The organism is Streptosporangium longisporum, from assembly GCF_039534895.1.
Taxonomy (GTDB): Bacteria; Actinomycetota; Actinomycetes; order Streptosporangiales; family Streptosporangiaceae; genus Streptosporangium; species Streptosporangium longisporum.
In genome coordinates this window covers 248368-264892 of sequence record NZ_BAAAWD010000014.1, presented here as the reverse complement: position 1 = coordinate 264892, position 16525 = coordinate 248368, and the positions used below count along the sequence as shown (strand labels likewise).

General features: G+C 66.4%; 17 protein-coding genes and 1 tRNA gene. 10 read left to right on the top strand and 8 right to left on the bottom strand.

The window, feature by feature from the left end:
• Window positions 1-71: 71 nt before the first annotated feature.
• Window positions 72-3284, bottom strand: coding sequence for an ATP-binding protein (locus ABD832_RS24615; RefSeq protein ID WP_344899379.1), 3213 nt, complete (start codon window positions 3282-3284; stop codon window positions 72-74).
• Window positions 3285-4172: 888 nt separating this feature from the next.
• On the bottom strand, window positions 4173-4439 hold the full coding sequence (locus tag ABD832_RS24610) for a GntR family transcriptional regulator (protein WP_344899377.1): 267 nt from the start codon (window positions 4437-4439) through the stop codon (window positions 4173-4175).
• Window positions 4440-4700: 261 nt separating this feature from the next.
• Here ABD832_RS24610 and ABD832_RS24605 point away from each other — a divergent pair, with 261 nt between their 5' ends.
• Window positions 4701-5000 carry a hypothetical protein gene (locus ABD832_RS24605; RefSeq protein ID WP_344899375.1) on the top strand — a complete coding sequence of 100 codons (300 nt, stop codon included), beginning with the start codon at window positions 4701-4703 and terminating at the stop codon, window positions 4998-5000.
• Between the two features lie 504 nt (window positions 5001-5504).
• On the opposite strand, the gene ABD832_RS24600 is transcribed toward ABD832_RS24605, so the two are convergent.
• The 3 genes from ABD832_RS24600 to ABD832_RS24590 form a co-directional block, all read right to left on the bottom strand.
• On the bottom strand, window positions 5505-6098 hold the full coding sequence (locus ABD832_RS24600; RefSeq protein WP_344899373.1) for a guanylate kinase: 594 nt from the start codon (window positions 6096-6098) through the stop codon (window positions 5505-5507).
• Window positions 6095-6835: a P-loop nucleotide/nucleoside kinase family protein gene (locus ABD832_RS24595; protein ID WP_344899371.1), complete on the bottom strand. Its 741-nt coding sequence runs from the start codon at window positions 6833-6835 to the stop codon at window positions 6095-6097. The genes ABD832_RS24600 and ABD832_RS24595 overlap by 4 nt, the downstream gene beginning before the upstream one ends.
• Before the next feature lie 577 nt (window positions 6836-7412).
• The gene (locus ABD832_RS24590; RefSeq protein ID WP_344900071.1) at window positions 7413-7799 is read right to left on the bottom strand and encodes a GntR family transcriptional regulator; all 387 of its coding nucleotides are present in this window, start codon (window positions 7797-7799) and stop codon (window positions 7413-7415) included.
• A 160-nt stretch (window positions 7800-7959) separates the two neighbouring features.
• On the opposite strand from ABD832_RS24590, the gene ABD832_RS24585 reads away from it, so the two are divergent.
• The 8 genes from ABD832_RS24585 (at window position 7960) to ABD832_RS24550 (ending at window position 13759) form a co-directional block, all read left to right on the top strand.
• A complete protein-coding gene (locus ABD832_RS24585) occupies window positions 7960-8307 on the top strand; it encodes an SCO3933 family regulatory protein (RefSeq protein ID WP_344899369.1) in 348 nt (115 codons plus the stop codon).
• Window positions 8304-9677 carry an FtsK/SpoIIIE domain-containing protein gene (locus ABD832_RS24580; protein WP_344899367.1) on the top strand — a complete coding sequence of 458 codons (1374 nt, stop codon included), beginning with the start codon at window positions 8304-8306 and terminating at the stop codon, window positions 9675-9677. Before ABD832_RS24585 ends, ABD832_RS24580 begins: the two co-directional genes overlap by 4 nt.
• Before the next feature lie 27 nt (window positions 9678-9704).
• Window positions 9705-10406, top strand: a complete 702-nt coding sequence (locus ABD832_RS24575; RefSeq protein ID WP_344899365.1) for a DUF2637 domain-containing protein — start codon at window positions 9705-9707, stop codon at window positions 10404-10406.
• Between the two features lie 11 nt (window positions 10407-10417).
• Entirely contained in the window at window positions 10418-10594 is a 177-nt protein-coding gene (locus ABD832_RS24570; protein WP_344899363.1) for a hypothetical protein, read from the top strand.
• Window positions 10591-10722, top strand: coding sequence for a hypothetical protein (locus ABD832_RS24565; protein WP_344899361.1), 132 nt, complete (start codon window positions 10591-10593; stop codon window positions 10720-10722). Before ABD832_RS24570 ends, ABD832_RS24565 begins: the two co-directional genes overlap by 4 nt.
• Window positions 10723-10825: 103 nt before the next feature.
• Window positions 10826-12214 carry a replication initiator gene (locus ABD832_RS24560; RefSeq protein WP_344899359.1) on the top strand — a complete coding sequence of 463 codons (1389 nt, stop codon included), beginning with the start codon at window positions 10826-10828 and terminating at the stop codon, window positions 12212-12214.
• Entirely contained in the window at window positions 12201-12395 is a 195-nt protein-coding gene (locus ABD832_RS24555; RefSeq protein ID WP_344899357.1) for a helix-turn-helix transcriptional regulator, read from the top strand. Before ABD832_RS24560 ends, ABD832_RS24555 begins: the two co-directional genes overlap by 14 nt.
• The gene (locus tag ABD832_RS24550) at window positions 12392-13759 is read left to right on the top strand and encodes a tyrosine-type recombinase/integrase (RefSeq protein ID WP_344899355.1); all 1368 of its coding nucleotides are present in this window, start codon (window positions 12392-12394) and stop codon (window positions 13757-13759) included. The genes ABD832_RS24555 and ABD832_RS24550 overlap by 4 nt, the downstream gene beginning before the upstream one ends.
• A 44-nt stretch (window positions 13760-13803) precedes the next feature.
• On the opposite strand, the gene ABD832_RS24545 is transcribed toward ABD832_RS24550, so the two are convergent.
• The 3 genes from ABD832_RS24545 to ABD832_RS24535 all read right to left on the bottom strand — a co-directional run bounded on the left by ABD832_RS24545 (window position 13804) and on the right by ABD832_RS24535 (window position 15295).
• Complete coding sequence (locus ABD832_RS24545; RefSeq protein WP_344899353.1) at window positions 13804-14280, bottom strand: NUDIX hydrolase; 477 nt, start codon at window positions 14278-14280, stop codon at window positions 13804-13806.
• 50 nt (window positions 14281-14330) lie between these two features.
• Complete coding sequence (locus ABD832_RS24540; RefSeq protein WP_344899351.1) at window positions 14331-14984, bottom strand: HAD family hydrolase; 654 nt, start codon at window positions 14982-14984, stop codon at window positions 14331-14333.
• 238 nt (window positions 14985-15222) lie between these two features.
• Window positions 15223-15295: transfer RNA gene (locus ABD832_RS24535), tRNA-Arg, on the bottom strand.
• Window positions 15296-15500: 205 nt separating this feature from the next.
• On the opposite strand from ABD832_RS24535, the gene ABD832_RS24530 reads away from it, so the two are divergent.
• A complete protein-coding gene (locus ABD832_RS24530; protein ID WP_344899349.1) occupies window positions 15501-16457 on the top strand; it encodes a hypothetical protein in 957 nt (318 codons plus the stop codon).
• Window positions 16458-16525 lie beyond the last annotated feature (68 nt).

The window sequence follows — 16525 nt, the reverse complement described above, 5'->3', positions numbered from 1 at the left end:
ACGGAAACCACGAACGCCCGTGACGGCAGCGAGTCGTCGGCTCGGGACAGTCGCCGCTCGTTGAGGGGCTGTCACCTGGTTACCTCTGCAGTCATGGTGGTGTTCTTCATGCCGAGCTTTTTAATGACGTCATGGATCTGCGCGAACTGTGGGTCGTTGACGTCGAGTGCCGGGTCGAACCGGAAGGTGAGGGTGACGTCGCCGACCACCTTCGTGGCAGGGGTGAGCGCCTTCTTGGCGTGGCCATAGGCCATTTGGAAGTCGGCGCGCTCGGCCGTGCCCTGGAACTGGATGCCGCCTCCGGTGAGACCCTTGTACTCTGCGCGGATAGTGGAGCGGACCGTGATGGTCTGCTTCTGCAGCATGCCGAGCGAGACGACGGCGAGGTCGATGTCGCTCGTGCCAGACGCAGTATCCGCGCTCACCTTCAAACTGAGAGTCCTGATGGTGCGGATCGCGTAGTCGGAGACAGCATCAAGCAGGGTCTGCATGGCCGCGCCGCCGGGGCCATTCGCGGTGAAGGTCTTGGCGGTGGTGATGCGAGTGGGGACTTCGACGCCGATCTCGTCGGCGACCTCCCGGGGGAGGATATGGAGGGTGTCGAGGCCCTTGTCCTTAATCGCCGAGGGTGAGAGCGCCCGGATGCCGGCGGCAGGCGCGGTGTCGGTGACAACAAACCAGCTGTACTCGCTGGACTGGACGGCGGTGGCCAACAGGTCGAGTACGTCGGTCTTGGAGGGTTCGCCCCCGCAGACGGCCTCAAGGCGGGTGCGGACGTCGGCACCGGTGAGCTGGTCGCTGGTGAGCACCGAGCGGAGGTCCGTCTGGGTGGGCTTACGGACTAGCAGGCCGCGCTTCTGTGCCTCGGCCATGGTCATAACCTCAGCGTCGGCACTGAAGGTGATCGACATGCCAGCCTGATTGTGGGCCGTATAGGCCTTGCCGCTGGCTGAGTCGTAGTAGACCCAGTTGTCGTGACTAATGCCGTTGACAATCGCGTCACGCAACAGGGAGGGGTTGCGAACGATGGAGGCCTTGTGGTCGGACCAGAAGTAATCGGCGATCGCCGCCGTGCTCGTGGTCTCCTTGTTGGCCCAGGTGCGGTTGCGTAGGAAGGAGGCGGTGAACGGGCTTGTACGGATCTTGTCCTCGTCGGTCAGCAGTGTGATGACTGCAGAGGTGGCATTCTTCGGGTCGCCCTGGGATTGGGCGGGAAGCTCCCGGTGGCGCAGGTAGCTGGTGGCCTTCTCATCGGCCGGGTAGTAGATGTGCTTGAAACACCGGGTGACCGCGATGCGTGCCTGGAGGCGGGCCTCCTTGTCGTAGGTTTCGACCTTCTTGCGAACCTCCACGCTGAACTGACCCAGCCGGTGGGTATCGGCGGCGAGGTTGTTGGAGGCGATCAAGGCACGTGCACGGTCCTTGAGCACGTGGACCTGCTCAGCATCGGCCAGAGCGAAAACCAGAGAGTTGCGGTACTTGCGCGGCGTACCGACTGAGCCGACCTTGTCGAGCATCTCTACGATTTGTGCCGGTGGCTGGTCGGCGTGGGCCGGATCGACGGTGACGACATCGTGGTCGAGTACGGCTACGCGTAGCGCGTCCTTGTCCGGGATCTCAGCAGGGCCTGATGGGAAATGGATTGCAGTGACGCCGCCGTCGTTGGCGAACGCCTTTTGTATCAGACTGTCGACTTCCGCGGCCACTGCGGTGTTGGCGACGTTTCGCTTTTCGGTCTCGATGATGGCGTTGACGTTGGGCTCAATGTTGAAGCGCCAGCGAGCACCGTCGTACGACAGGTGCCAGAAGACCTTCTCTGACTCGGTCAGCGCCTTCTCGAAGACGGTGGCGTCCTCGCCTGGACGCAGAGTGCCGACCAGCCAGTCGTTGCGGCCTGCCCCTGCAGTGGACACCATCTCCAGGGAGTGAGTGAATACGGTGCGGGCCACGCGGGCGGCGTAGGCAGGCTTGCCGGGGAAGACATCGGCGTCGACGACAGCGGCGTGGGAGGCCTTGGAGGCGAAGTCGCCCTTGGCTACGCTTGCGTACTCGGCGCGGCCGAGGCCGTCGGTGAGGTGGTTGAGGACCGGCTCGTTGGAATAGTCGATGTCGCCGACGTTAATGATTGCCGTATTGTCGTTGGTGACGTAGATGTTGGCCACGACCTCAGCCAGGAGCTTCAGGGCGCCGCGGGCGCGTTGGAACTGGGTTATGTTGCCCAGGCGCTTATCGAGGACACGGACCAGCTCAGGGTGAAACGGGTAGCTTTTGGTGACCAAATCGCCGTAGGAAGCCGGGTGCTCGGCACCACCGGCAAGCTGCTCGGTTTTGGCGAGCTTTTCGTAAAAGTCTCGGTAAGCGTCCCCAGCTGCCTTGGCGGCGTCCTTGTCGACAGAAGCGAAGATGCGCTTCTTGAGGATTTCGCCGATCTCGTTGTCATCGGCCGGCTTGATTACCGCGCTCGGCTGCACCGCGCGGGTCAGCACGTCGCCAATCTCCTGGGCGGCCTTGACCGAGGCGGTGTTGGCGGCGTCGGTCTTCTCCTTCTCTTCACCGGTCAGCTCACTGATCTCGGTGGTCTCCGCGCCGAACGCGTTGGTGGTCGCGGCCAGGGTGATGATGACCGAGACCTTATTGGTCGGATCGGAGGCGACTTCGAAGAGGTTGCCAAGGAAGACCGGTATCGCGCCGGCCATACGACGTATGTCCTCGCTCCCGGAGGAGGCGACTGCGCGCAGATACTTGGCTATCTCGTCGATGATCACGACCGTCGGCTTGCCATGGAAAGTGGCCTTGATCGTGGCGGTGCCCGGAGCGGTGCGTTGGGTGTCGTTCGCCTCCATCGCTGCGAACGCGTCATCGCCGATCTGGGCAGCCATCTCACCCCACATCGTGTAAGTGCGATGGCCGTTGGTCTCGATACCCGCGGTGGGGTCGAGCGCGTCGCCGACTAGGGCCGCGACCTGGACTGGGCCGTCGGGAAGCAGGCTCAGGTCGAGGAACTCAGTGATGTTGGACGGCCGGGCGCCCTTGGCGAGGTGGTAGACGGCGGTCAGGCCGTGGGTCTTACCGCCACCGAACGAGGTCGTCGGGCGAAGTACGCCGTTCTCCCCTGCGACACCCTTCGCTCCGCTCAGACGGCCGAAAGTCTTGATGAGTAGCGTCTTCAGGCCGCTCGTGGGATAGGTCTGCGCAAAGAATGCTTCCGCGTCGCCGTACACCGGATAGTGCTCCGCGTCGCGGACCACCTTGTCCAGCTGAGCTGCGAAGTGGTTGTCTGCCAACCCGCCTTCGAGGACGTCGCTGCGAGGATGACATACCTCCCGGAGCGGGACCAGATGTGCCACAAGCTTCCACCCCATCGTTACTAATGCGCTCAAGAGATCCGGGAGTGTGAGATTTTCGTCAAAGCTCCCGAATCTTGAAATGACACCAGGTGATGTTGGGACACGGTAAACCAATGATCAAATTGCATCTAAGTCGTTATCTGGCGCGCCAGCTCTTGAGCGAAGTGCGAAGCCTGCGGGGCATCCGAGGCGCAAGTATTCGCTGATCCTGGCCATGAGGTCTGGGTTGTTTGCCCTGCTCATGCCGTATTGAGGAGTTCCTTACTTTATGTACTGATTGAGCTGGCATAGAGGGATGTGCGATCGCTCCATAACGGGCTCGAATCTTGGGGTCCCTGAGCTGCCACCTCAGTCGTGGTCATCCGGTGGCAAGGGCTGACGAAGTCGGCCGCCTGGCAGGCCTGACTCTTGGTGGTCCCGAATGGGACCGCATGCACGACCGGCTGGCATGACCGGTTCCAGCCAGCCAGCCGGATCGGAGGACTGACTGAGCTATCCCGCGGTTGGTGGCTCTTCTCCGTCACTCGGGATATCCGGTGGCAAGGGGACCCGAACCGTAGGGCCGCCAGGCCCGGAGGCTCGGAAGCCCCGCGGCAGCCCTTATGGTCGCCTCATTCAGACTGCTGGGAGGCTTCTTCCGGCCATGGGTGTCCGCTTGGTGGACATCAGCGCGTGGGCGGCGCGGCCGCGACCGGCCGAAGAGCCGCAGCGCGGCCAGCGACCGCCCGACGCGCGCGGGACGCCGCAGGCGGCACGCGCCTTGAAGACGTAGAGAAAGTTCTCATCCGGAGTGAGCAGACTCCGATGATCTTGGTGCCGTAGTAGCTACTCGGATGTCTCGCCAGCTTCCGTGGTGCGCTCCTCGGCGGTGGTGACGAAACTGCCCATGCCGCGTTCGGTGCGGATCCATCGGTCCTTGCGCAGGGCGTTCATGACCTTTTGGGCGGTCTGGGTGGCGATGCCGAACTCTTGGGTGAGGTCGATGACCGAGGGGATTCGCTGGCCCGCCTTGTACTGGCCGGCTTCGATGCGCTGGACGATGATGTCTCGCACCTGACGCCACCTGGGCAAATCGTCCCGCAACTCGGTCATGAGTACACGGTAGGAACCCGTAGTGGAGGGTACTCCAGCGGAACATACTGCTGTGTTCTATGGTGTACCACGGTATTGCATGCCTATGATGCAGCCGTGGGCATCGGTGAGTGGTGGGCCTACCGGCTCGGGACGACCGCTTCCTCATACCGGTCCGTTCCTCGGTGCAGGAGGGCTCCGAGGGACACGGTCCCGGGCTCCACTCACCGATGCCTGCCGAACAAGGGCCTTCGCCGGACGATACGGAGAAGAGAGCGAGTCGTGAGCACCTTGGGCCACCTGGCGGCGTACTACCACGGCATCCACGTGGCTCCGCTGCACGATGGCCACGAGGTGTTGAGCTGGCGGGGCAGGATGCCGCGCTTCGATCGAATCCGGGTACGCGAGCACACCTGCGAATGCGAACCGCTCACCTACGAGTTCTGCACCGCGGGCGGGATGGTGCTCATCCGGCGGCGCCAGGACGGGGGCAAGAAGGTCACTCTTCGGGAGAGCGAGTGGATGCGGACCGCCGAAGGGGAGCGCCTGTGGACGGCGATCCTCACCGGGCGGGCCCGATGACATCAAAGGTAGGAAGGGGACCCATGCCCGATCGGCTGCTCTCGGCTCCTGCGCCGGCCCCGGTGACGTACGGCCCGGTGTTCGACGGGTGGTGCGTGGAAACCGGCTCCTCGGGAGTCCTCTACGCGCGCCGCACACTTGAACGACCGTTGGAGCGACACGAGGTGCTCGCTGGCCTCACCCGCTATCTCGTCGCGCACGGCTTGGACGAGCTGATCCGTCTCGTCGAGGGGCAACGGCACATCGCGGAGTACCTACAGGCAGGAACACCGTTGCCGGTGTGCCCGTACTGCGGGTGCGGTCAGGGAGAGGCCCCGTTAATCGTGACCGCGGACGAGTCGTCCGTCACGGCGGAGCGCTGCGCGCAGAGTCACAGGGCCGACGGGTGCGGGCACGTTCGTGTCGAGTGGACCTATCAGCTTCCGCTCCCCGACGGGGCACGCTGTCGTGACTGTGGCACCTGGTGGCGGCTCGACCTGATCCCTGACGAGGTGGCGGCGCGACTCAACGACGGCATCCCTCCGGTTGAGAGCAGCCAGCGTCCCGCAGACGATCGTAAGCTCTCATGATCTCGTGCGCCGCCGCGTCGGCTCCGAGGCGATCGGTGTGGATGCGCAGATGAAAGAACCCGGCGTCGGTGTTGGTTTCCAGGTCGGTGAGCGTCTCGTCCCATGCGGCAAGGCGCTTGGGGGTGTCGACGTCCCCGCGCGCCTGGGATCGCTGCTCGGTGACCTCGCGCGGCACCCACAACAGCACACGGAACCACCCGTCCGGGACCGTGCCGATGAGTTGCCGCAGATCACCGATGTTGCCCATGTGGACGACAGGGACGTAGCCGGCCGCGCGCCGGTCTTCGATCGTCTGGCGGTCGATGGCGTAGACGTTGCCGTAGCGATGGGTCTCGGCGACCAGCCGGCCCGCCTCGCGGAGCGTATCCAGGTGCTCGGCGCTGACGAACTCATACCCCTCGGCGCGGCCGGTACCGACCTTGAGCTTGGGCAACAACGTAAACCGAGGATCCAGGCGAGTGAGAGCAGCGGTGATGGTGTCCTTGCCGCTGGCGGGCGGGCCGTAGAGGACGATTCCCTGAGGGCTCACGTCAGGATCCGCTTGAGGGCTTCGCGGGTCTGGTCGGCGAGGCTGATGGCCGCACCGAGCCGGTTGTCGATGGTGACGTGTGCGGTGGGCGGGCTGGTCTCGACGTTCAGGCTCGCGGCGTACTGTTCCCAGTTCTCCAGCTTCCAGGCGTCCCGGGCGGCGCCGCGGAACTCGATGTACTCGCGCATCGACTCGGGGTCGCAGCGGACCCAGATCGCCGCGACGTCGATCCCCTTGGCCGCGCACCGGTTCTCCAGGCGGGTGAACCACGCCTCGTCCTTGAGTTCGGCGATGAACGGGGCCGACAGGATGGCCGAGGTGCCGACGTTGAGGTTGTCCCACGCGGTCTCCATGAGACATCGGTACTCGAAGGGGCGGACCTCCTTCAGGTACAGGTCGGTGTGGCGGTCGTTGGGGTCGCCGCCGAGGGAGACGAGCAGCCGCTCGACGATGCATCGGGTCAGGGAGTCCTTGTCCAGGAACGCCCATCCGGTGATGTCGGACAGGAAGCGGGAGAACTCTGTCTTGCCCGATCCGGCGTACCCGCCGACCAGGGCGAGAATGGGGCGAGGGCTGCCTCCGCCGTGTCGCCTGCGCCAGGCGTCGACCACGCGGCTGCGAAGAAGTCCCGGCGGGGAGTCGCCGGATTCGATGCCGCCGACGGAGACCTTGGTGAACGTCTCCTCGATGACCAGGGCGGCGGCATTGTCGGCGGCCGGATCGGTGGGAGCGGGCAAATCGGAAATCACAATTTCCGCTTTCTGTGATTCACCGGGCAGGGCGGGACGAAACCCTAGTTCGGGCTCGGTGGCTTCATAGAGCAGGCAGTAAGCGCGCCGGTAATGCGGGCCGGGGAACACGGTTCCCTGCTCGTGCGCCCACAGGGTTTGGAAGTTGGCGGCCGGGACGCTCAGGCCGTGGCGGCCCGCCGCTTGGCGGAGTCGTTCGCCTGCGGCTTCCAGGGTAAGGCCGTGGGCGTCGCGGTGTTCGCGCAGGCGGGAGGGTATCCAGCCGGGTCGCTGGGTCGTCTTCGATTGCATACTTTCGCCTTCACGCTTCGGGGACGGTGCGCGGCGTGCGGTCGTGCATGTGAAAACGCATGTGTAAATGGCCGTTGAGGAGAACTGAAGAAGCTTAACTAGATCGGCGTGATACCGGAAACCCCCAGCTCACGGTGAACTTAGGACATCGCGAAACGCGAAACACACCGCAGAGCAAGGGAGGAACCGATGAACGCCGACCCCCAGCGGATCATCTGGGAATTGACCGCAATTCGGGCAGAGCTGGACGAGTTGGCCTGCCGGATCGGTGAGATCACTTTGGCTCTGCGAAGACTGCCGCCTCCAGAGCGACGAGCCGATCCCCCAGCTCCCTGATGCTCTGGCGCGTCTGGGCGAGCTGCTCCAGGATCTCGGCGTTCACGTCCGACAGCTCGGGCTTGGAGGTCTCGGCAGGGACCTGGCGGACGAACACGCCCTTGCCCTGCTGGCCGATCACCAGTCCCTCGGTGCGGAGCACGCTGATCGCGGCCTTGACCACGCTGGCGGAGACGTCGAAGCGCTCGCCGAGTTGGGCGATGGAGGGCAGGGCCATGCCGGGGGCAAGTGAGCCGGCACGGATCTGGCCGCGCAGCTCGTCGACGATCTGCAAGTAGGCCGGCTGTCCGGTCTTCTCCGCCATCTGTGTCTCGTCCCGTCGCATCTGCTGCACCCACTGCGTCGTGATGCACCGTCCTGCACCACGACTCCAGTTCAGCACACCCCGGTAAAGAAACCAACCAAGCCGCCAAGGAACTCATTGACAACATAGAATTCTAAGTGTTCCATGTGTTCCAAGAATCCCAGCTAGCAAAGGAACGATCATGCGCGCCATCCCCATCCCCGTCGACGTCACCAAGCTCCAGATCACCTGCGTCAAGGCCGCCAAGCCCCGCCTCGTCAACAAGGACACCGGCGAGATCAAGCGCGACAAGGACGGCAACGTCATGTACGAACTCACCTTCCTGTTCGAGGACGACCTCGGCCGGATGGAGCTCGTCAAGGTCAACACCACCCCCGAACCGCAGATCACCCCCGGCGAAGAGGTCGTCCCCGTCGACCTGGTCGGCTACGTCTGGGAACAGGGCGGACGCTGGGGCATCTCCTACCGCGCCTCCGCCTTTCACCCCGCCGGCGCTCCCCTCACCTCCGGAGCGGGGGCGAACCTGTGATCACCCTCGACCACCCCCTGTTCAAACTCCTCGCCGTCCTGCTCACCCTCATCGCCTGGCGCCGCTGGGCTCCGGCCTCCTACTGGTACGCCCTCGTCTTCCCCCGCAAGGCCATCTGGCTGCGCTGGACCTGGCGACACGTCGCCTCCGGCTGCGGGCTGACCAAGAAGCGGCACCGCTGGTGGTTCACCACCGTCCCCGGCCTGGTCGCCTCCACCGGCGTCGTACGCGTCAAGCGGCGCTTCCAACGGGTCGCCGTCGACACCAAGCCCTGGATGGGCCTGCCCCGGCCCGTACGGCACGGCTTCCGCATCACCTTCCACCTCCTCGACGGCCAGGTGCCCGACGACTACGCCAAGGTCTGTGAACGACTCGCGCATGCCTGGCGCATCGAGGCGGTTCGCGTCGTCGGCTCCCGCCCCGGCCGCGTCACCCTCCAAGGCATCACCCAAGACCCTCTGACCCACGTCGCCCCCGCCTGCCCACCGGCCGAACCACGCGACGGCTGGCGGGCCGAGGACCTGCTCCGGCCGATCGTCGGCGTCTTGGAGACCGGCGCGGCCTGGCGAATGGACCTGCGGCTCATTCCGCACTGGATGAACGCCGGTGCCACCCAATCGGGAAAGTCCAACCTGATCAACGCGCTCATTGTCGGCCTGGCCCCGCAACCGGTCGCCCTGGTCGGCTTCGACCTCAAAGGCGGGGTCGAACTGTCGGCCTATGCCGCCCGGCTCACCGCGCTGGCCACCACCCGCACCGAGTGCCTCGACCTGCTCAGTGACCTGATCGCCGTCATGGGCGCCCGGATGCTGGCCTGTCGCCGCTACGGAGTGCGCGACATCTGGCAACTCCCCGATGCCGCTCGCCCCATCCCCGTCGTAGTCCTGGTCGACGAGCTGGCAGAGCTGTACCTGACCGCCGACAAGGCCGAAAAGGATCAAGTCACCCGTACCGCCACCGCACTGCTACGCATCGCCCAGCTCGGCCGCGCCTTCGGCATCCACCTGATCCTGTCCGGCCAGCGCATCGGCTCCGATCTCGGCCCCGGCGTGACCGCGCTGCGCGCCCAGATCGGCGGACGGGTCTGCCACCGCGTCAACGACCCCGAAACCGCCGTGATGACCCTCGGCGACCTCGACCCCGACGCCCTCATAGCCGCCCGCTCCATCGCCCCCGAACTACCCGGCGTGGCCGTGATCACCGGCTCCGACGGCCGCTGGTACCGCGCCCGATCCGGCTACGTCTCCACCACCGCCGCCGAACAAGCCGCGGGCGCCTACGCCCAGATGGCTCCCTCGTGGAACCAGGTCGCCGCCTCCGGCCTCGGTCACGAGCTGCCCGGCGTCGACACCGTCGAACTCATCGCCTGATCTCTCAGACCTGGAAGGAGAGCCACCGTGACCGCGACCGCGCCTCGCCTGGCCGTACGGCTGGCCGACTCCGCGCCGGTACTGATCCTCGCGGCGATCGCCGGCGCGGCCAGCTTCACCCACATCCGCGACACCGCCACCGAACACGGACAGTCCGGCCCAATGGCCTGGGCCGTGGCCGTCTGCGTCGACCTCACCTGTGTCATGGCCGCCCGGGAACGGCAACGCGACAAGAAGAACGGACGGGAACGAGACGGCTGGATCTCCTGGCCGACCCTCGTCCTCATCGGAGGGATCGTCCTGTCCCTGGCCGCCAACCTCGCCCAGGCCGAACCCTCGCCCTGGGGATGGATCACCGCCGCGACCCCGGCCGGCGCCTTCCTGATCGCCGTCTCCATGCTGGAGCGCCGCGCCTCCGAACCCCGTCCCGAACCGTCCCCGGCACTCGTTCCCGTTCCGGACCCCGTACCGCAGGCCCCGGCCCGACCCGCCGCGCTCGTCCCGCCGCCCGTTCCCGCCGTACCGGATCAGAACGGTACCGAGAACGGCCAGAACGGCACCGGACCGACGGGCGAGCTCCTCGACTACGCGCGCCGCGTCGCCGACGAACACCACGCCCGACATGGCAGACCCATCACCCGCGACACCCTGCGCACCCGCCTCGGGGTGTCCAGTCAGCTCGCCTCCGACCTGCTGCGCACCCTGCGCGACAGCCCCCACCCCACCTGAAGGAGACCCCCATGCGCATCCGCCTCGACGGCACCTACGCCGAAATCGTCCACGCCGCCAACAAGATCCGCACGATCCTCCCGATCGGCTCGATCTCGCCGATCATCCCGCTCCACGAACGGCCACACACCTGGCGCGTGTTCCTCGATACCGCGCCCAAGCGCACCGGAAGCAGGTGGATCACATGACCGACACCCCCGACTCCCCGCCCGTCGACATCACGCCCAAGCGCTGGCGGTGCTGCCACTGCGGCGGTAACGGAGTCGACAGCCACGGCCAGACCTGCGAGCACTGCGAGGGCCTCGGCTTCATCTGAGAGTCCTCGGCGCCCCCGGCGTGACCACACATCCGCCAAGACGTCCGCCACGTCGGGGGCCATCCCACACCGAACATCCACAGCCCGGAAGGGACACCCCATCATGCCAAACCCCCACGCGGTAGCCGGGATGATCACCCGGCTCCACGACCCCCAATACGCCCGCTGGGCCTCCCAGATCCGCCGAACCGGCGGCTGCCGACAGCCCATCCACCTGCGCGGCCACGTCCACCACCTCGACCCCGCCACCGGCAAGCGCCTGCACACCTACACCACCACAACCGAACCGGACGGCATCCTGCGCGTCCCCTGCAAGACCCGCCGCGCCTCCCGCTGCCCGGCCTGCGCCGAGACCTACCGGGCCGACACCTACCAGCTCATCCGCGCGGGCCTCGTCGGGGGCAAAGGTGTCCCGACCTCGGTCACCGCGCACCCCTGCCTGTTCATCACTCTCACCGCCCCCTCCTTCGGCGTCGTCCACACCCGGCGAGAGAAGAACGGCGCCGTCCTGCCGTGTCACGCCCGCCGTGACGCGACCACCTGCCCGCACGGACGCGTCATGTCTTGCACCGCCCGGCACGGCGCCGACGACAGCCGCCTCGGCGAACCGCTCTGCCCGGACTGCTACGACTACGCGGGCTCGGTGCTGTTCAACGCCACCTCCCCGGAGCTGTGGCGACGCTTCACCGAAGCTCTCCGCCGACGCGTCGCCAAGAACGCCGGGCTGACACAGTGGGAGCTACGGCAACAGGCCGTCATCTCCTTCGCCAAGGTCGCCGAGTATCAGCGGCGCGGCGTCGTCCACTTCCACGCGGTCATCCGCGTCGACGGCCCCGAGGGACCGGCCACGACTCCACCGGCCTGGGCGACGGCCGACCTGCTGACCGACGCCGTACAGCACGCCGCCTCGGCCGTCGCGGTCACCGTCCCTGCGGTACCCGGCGAACCCGCGCGGGCCTTCCAGTGGGGCACTCAACTCGATGTCCGTGAGATCACCGTGACCGGTGACCTTACCGACCAGGCCGTAGCCGCCTACATCGCCAAGTACGCCACCAAAGCCGCCGAGTGCGTCGGCACCCTGGACCGGCGTATCAACCCCCTCGATGACCTGACCGCCCTGCCGGTCCGTGACCACGCCCGGCGGCTCATCGCCGAGTGCCTTCGCCTGGGCGCCCTCGACGAACTGACCGAGTTCCGGCTCATCAAATGGGCGAACATGCTGGGCTTCCGCGGCCACTTCTCCACCAAGAGCCGCCGCTACTCCACCACCCTCGGCGACATCCGCCAGGAACGCACTGACTACATGCGCGGTGAGGCGATCAGCACCGGACGGCTTCCGCTCTTCGACGAGGACACCGTCCTCGTGATCGCCGAATGGGAGTACGCCGGACAAGGTCTGTCGATCGGAGACGCTCTCCTCGCTGCCGCACTGACGGGGAGACCCTTGCCCCTACCTCCGGTGCTCGGGGAGGTGTGCGATGCCTCGGCCTGATGACCGACTCCTCACCGTGCCCGAAGTGCTCACCGTGCTGAACGGAATCTCCCGTCGCACCTTCTACCGGTGGCGGGAACTCGGCAAGGCGCCAGCCTGCATCCAGTACCCCAATGACGAGCTGCGTGTTCGGCGCAGCGACCTCGAAGCGTGGCTCGACTCGCTGCGGGAGGCGTCGTGACCGTCACCTACGAAGTGCGCATCTGGGAAGTCCGCCGGAACCAGTCCAGCAAGGCGCCGTCCTTCGAAGCACGTTGGAAGGCCGGCACCAAGTCGCGATCCAAGACCTTCCGGACCAAGGCGCTGGCCGAGAACTTCCTGTCCGACCTTCGCCAAGCGGCGAGGAAGGGGGAGGCGTTCGACGTCGCCACCGGACTGCCGCTCTCGATGCTGGCGGCCTCTGAGCCTTCGGGACCCACTTTCATGCAGTTCGCGCAGTCGTACGTGGTCAGTCGGTGGCGCAGGACGGCTCCTCGAACTCGGGAAACTGAGGCGTACGCGCTGTTGTCGCTGATTCCGGCGTTGGTGGCCGACGTACCGGACCGGCCGGAGGACGACGAACTGCGGCAGGTGCTACGTGACCACGTGCTGCTTCCGGAAGACCGGCGGGAGACGCTGACCCGTGTGCAGGCCGTGGCGCTGCGCTGGCTGGAGAAGGCGTCCCTTCCACTGGCGGATCTCCAGGAGGCGCGCGTTGTCCGTATCGCGCTCGACGTCATCTCGGTCACCTTCGACGGTAAGGAGGCCGCGGCCAACACGGTACGGCGGAAGCGGGCCATCCTTCATCACCTCCTGGAGCTGGCGGTGGAACAAAAGGTGTTCACGATCAATCCGCTGCATGAGATCAAGTGGAAGCCGCCCAAGGCCGTCAACGTCGTCGACCCCCGCACGGTGATCAATCCGGCCCAAGCGAAGCAACTCCTGGCCGCCGTGCCCAAGATCGGCCGCACTCGGGGAGTTCGACTCAGAGCCCTGTTCGCTTGCATTTACTACGCGGGTCTGCGGCCGGAGGAGGCGGCGGACCTTCGTCTGAAGAACTGCACCCTGCCCGAAGCGGGATGGGGTCAGATCATCCTGGAGAGGGCGAGACCGCAGGCGAACAAGCGATGGACCAACTCGGGGGAGACCCACGAGTCACGCAGCCTCAAGCACCGAGCGAAGAAGGAAACCAGGGAGATCCCCATCCCGCCTGTCCTGGTCACCATTCTCCGTGAGCACATCGACGCCTACGGCACCGAGGACGACGGCCGGCTCTTTCGGACGACCAAGGGAGGTTCTTACTCCAGCTCGGCATGCTCCTACGTCTGGCAGGAAGCGCGAGCGCTCGTCTTCACCGATGAGCAGGTGAGGTCATCGCTCGCCGCCCGGCCCTACGACTTGCGACACGCTGCCCTGTCCCTCTGGCTCAACGCGGGCGTACCGGCTACCGAGGTAGCCAAACGAGCCGGGCACAGCGTGGAGGTCCTCCACCGGGTGTACGCCAAATGCATGGAGGGCCAACAGGAACGGATGAACGGGAAGATCGGCAACGCTCTCGGCGAATGATTCCCATAAATGCTCGACTCCAGGCCTCGGCACAAGCCGGGGCCTCAACCTATGTGCGGCTTGTCCGATCCTTCGAGGAAGTGGCGGATCCGCAGCCGCATTGAGCGGTCCATCGACAGTGAGCAAATCGCGTCCCGCGGCACCCAACGCACTTCCCGGGATTCGTCGCTTGGCGTCGGCTCCCCGTCGACGACTCGGCCGGTGAGCACGATGGAGAACTCCTGTCGGGCCTCGCCGTTGCTGGTATAGAGAATCACGTGTTTGGGGTCGGTGTACGTTCCGACAAGGCCGGTGATCTCACACCCGATCCCCGTCTCTTCCAACGTCTCGCGGATCGCGGCCTCGGGCAGGGACTCGCCAAGGTCGATCGCGCCGCCGGGTAGGGCCCAGTTGCCGTTGTCGCTACGAAGGATCATCAGGATCTCGCCCGCCTCGTTGGTGACTACGACGTTCACTGACGGAACCAGGCTGTTGGGCTTAGGGGCGGCGGGGTCGTCGTGGAAGTCGATCCGGCGGGTCATGGATCAGGACTCTACTGACGTTCCTGCGGCCCCTCAGCCTCTCCGGAAAGTCACTCGCCGACGGTGCGCAAGATGTCCATCGCGTGCATCACATCGGTGACTACATGGTCTGGCGGGCGCTCATGACCGGTCCAAGCTCCGCGACCGATCCAGACCGTACACAGGCCGGCCGAGTGCCCCCCACCGACATCCGCGACGGGGTGGTCTCCGACCATCCACCCTCCCTCGGCGAGGTCTGTGCCGCACCGCTTGGCAGCGATCTCAAACAGGCCCGTGTCGGGTTTGCGGATGCCCTCGATGCCCGAAAGTGCGTAGCCGTCGACGGCGTCGCCCAAGCCCGTTTGCTGGATCTTGCCGAGTTGGTTGTCCGCCGTGCCGTTGGTGATGATCCCTACCCGCCATCCGAGCGCGCGTAGCTCTGCCAGCGCGGCCATGACCTCGGGACGACACTCGACGAGATGGGGCATACGGCGGCGGTACGCGGCCCACAAATTTGCTGCCGAAGTGGAGAGCTTGAACTGCTCGCGCACCTTGGCGAAGAACAGCTCACGATGAGGCAGGCCGTTACGGTCCAGCTTGATCATGTAGTCGACGGCTTGCTGGCCGAGACGATGCTCCTCGGTGAACTCCTCCGCCCACACCTGGAAGGCGGCGTCCAGGTCGATGAGTGTGTTGTCCAGGTCAAAGAGCGCCAATCGCTGCACGATGTCCGATCCTAGGTGGTGCCGGCTCTGCCTCCGGACTACTGTCCGGTCCCGTGGGATCGCCCGGCTCTGGTCCGCCATGACGAGGTGCGACCTGCGGAAACGCTTCGAGATTCATCCCACGCATATCCCACGGCCGCTGACATACGGCTGCCCACGGTTGCATACGGCTGCATGGAGCCGGGGAACAAGGAGAAGAACATGCCCAGGTCAAAGGCATGATCGCTGGTCGGAAGAGTGCCCCCGGCATGATTCGAACATGCGACACCCGCTTTAGGAGAGCGGTGCTCTATCCCCTGAGCTACGGAGGCAGGGGCTCCTTGTAAGAGTAGCGAAAGTACGGAGTGCTTGCGCGCCCGGAGGGGGAGTTGGGGGTGGAGGCCGGGTTATCGGTTCGCTGACGTGGAGTAAAAGGGCGGCAAGTGGGAGCGAGGGTGACGATGGGCAGGCTTACTGTCACTCTCTGTGATCAATGGGCGACGGAAGCGTGATCGTGGGCGCCGGACGCTTCAGCCGGTGGTGCTCTGTGGCGCGATGCTGGCGCCCGCGCTTCTGGCCGGGGGGTTACTGGCGGTCGAACTGACGGGCTACGAGGCGATCTTGCGGTCGGCCATCGCCGATCCGGACCCCGGCATATCCGGCCGGACGGACAGCCCTCAGGGCGGGCACGGGGAGCAGGAGAGCGCGGGGAGAAGCCGAGAGGGGGCCTGGGGGAGCGACGGGCTGAGCGAGGAAGCCGAAGGGCTCCAGGGGCCCGTACATGACGGGGAGAGGCCGAGCGGCACGACACCTCATGCCGATGCGGGAAGCGGCGACGCCCTTGGAGCCGGAGGCGAGGAGGAGGCTCCGTCCGGGCCGGACAACGGCGCGCTGGCACCGGCCGGGGGGCCGGCACTGGACATGGCCGCCCCGGTACCAGGTGCGGTGGCGGTGGTGCCGGTCGTGGTCGGTCCGGTACCGGACGGGCTGTTCAGGGCGAGGCTGGTGCCTTCGCCGCTGCGGCCGGATCAGGTGTACGGCGGCTGGGTGCTCGTCGCGGCAGGGGCGGACGGCGTCGACACGCCCCACGAGATCGGTGCCACGGACCCGACGGGCGACCTGGGCGACGCGCCTGGCAACGGAGGCGAGTTCGGGAGCGGAGGCCCGGTCGGCGCGGATAGCGCCGACGACGCGGGTGGCGCAGGGGAGCCGGTCGGCGGAACGCCGGGGATGGCCTACCCGGACGCCTTCGTCCCCGTACGGATCCACCCCGGCTCGACCGGAGCTCACCGGAGGACGGGGGAAGAGTCCGCGATGCCGTTCAGACCCTGGCTGGAGCGCGTGGTGCCGGTGGCGGAGCCCCGGGTGATGCGTACGGTGCCGGTGCCGCCCTGGAGGGAGCGGTCGTCACCGAGGACGGCAGGACGGTCGCCTTCGGAGGGGACGCTGAAGGCGGCCAGGAGGGCGCCGGAGGCAGTGGGCAGGGCGTCATAGACGGCAGGGAGGAGGCCGCGGAAGCGGACGCCGGTGGCGCGGGCGGCGGGTCGGCAAAAGAGCTCGGC

What these genes read in the sequence shown, in the direction of transcription:
- ABD832_RS24610 (WP_344899377.1), bottom strand. Translation starts at nt 4,439, where the DNA reads ATGACCGAGTTGCGGGACGATTTGCCCAGGTGGCGTCAGGTGCGAGAC.
- ABD832_RS24590 (WP_344900071.1), bottom strand. Translation starts at nt 7,799, where the DNA reads ATGCGACGGGACGAGACACAGATGGCGGAGAAGACCGGACAGCCGGCC.
- ABD832_RS24585 (WP_344899369.1), top strand. Translation starts at nt 7,960, where the DNA reads ATGCGCGCCATCCCCATCCCCGTCGACGTCACCAAGCTCCAGATCACC.
- ABD832_RS24570 (WP_344899363.1), top strand. Translation starts at nt 10,418, where the DNA reads ATGCGCATCCGCCTCGACGGCACCTACGCCGAAATCGTCCACGCCGCC.
- ABD832_RS24565 (WP_344899361.1), top strand. Translation starts at nt 10,591, where the DNA reads ATGACCGACACCCCCGACTCCCCGCCCGTCGACATCACGCCCAAGCGC.
- ABD832_RS24560 (WP_344899359.1), top strand. Translation starts at nt 10,826, where the DNA reads ATGCCAAACCCCCACGCGGTAGCCGGGATGATCACCCGGCTCCACGAC.
- ABD832_RS24555 (WP_344899357.1), top strand. Translation starts at nt 12,201, where the DNA reads ATGCCTCGGCCTGATGACCGACTCCTCACCGTGCCCGAAGTGCTCACC.
- ABD832_RS24545 (WP_344899353.1), bottom strand. Translation starts at nt 14,280, where the DNA reads ATGACCCGCCGGATCGACTTCCACGACGACCCCGCCGCCCCTAAGCCC.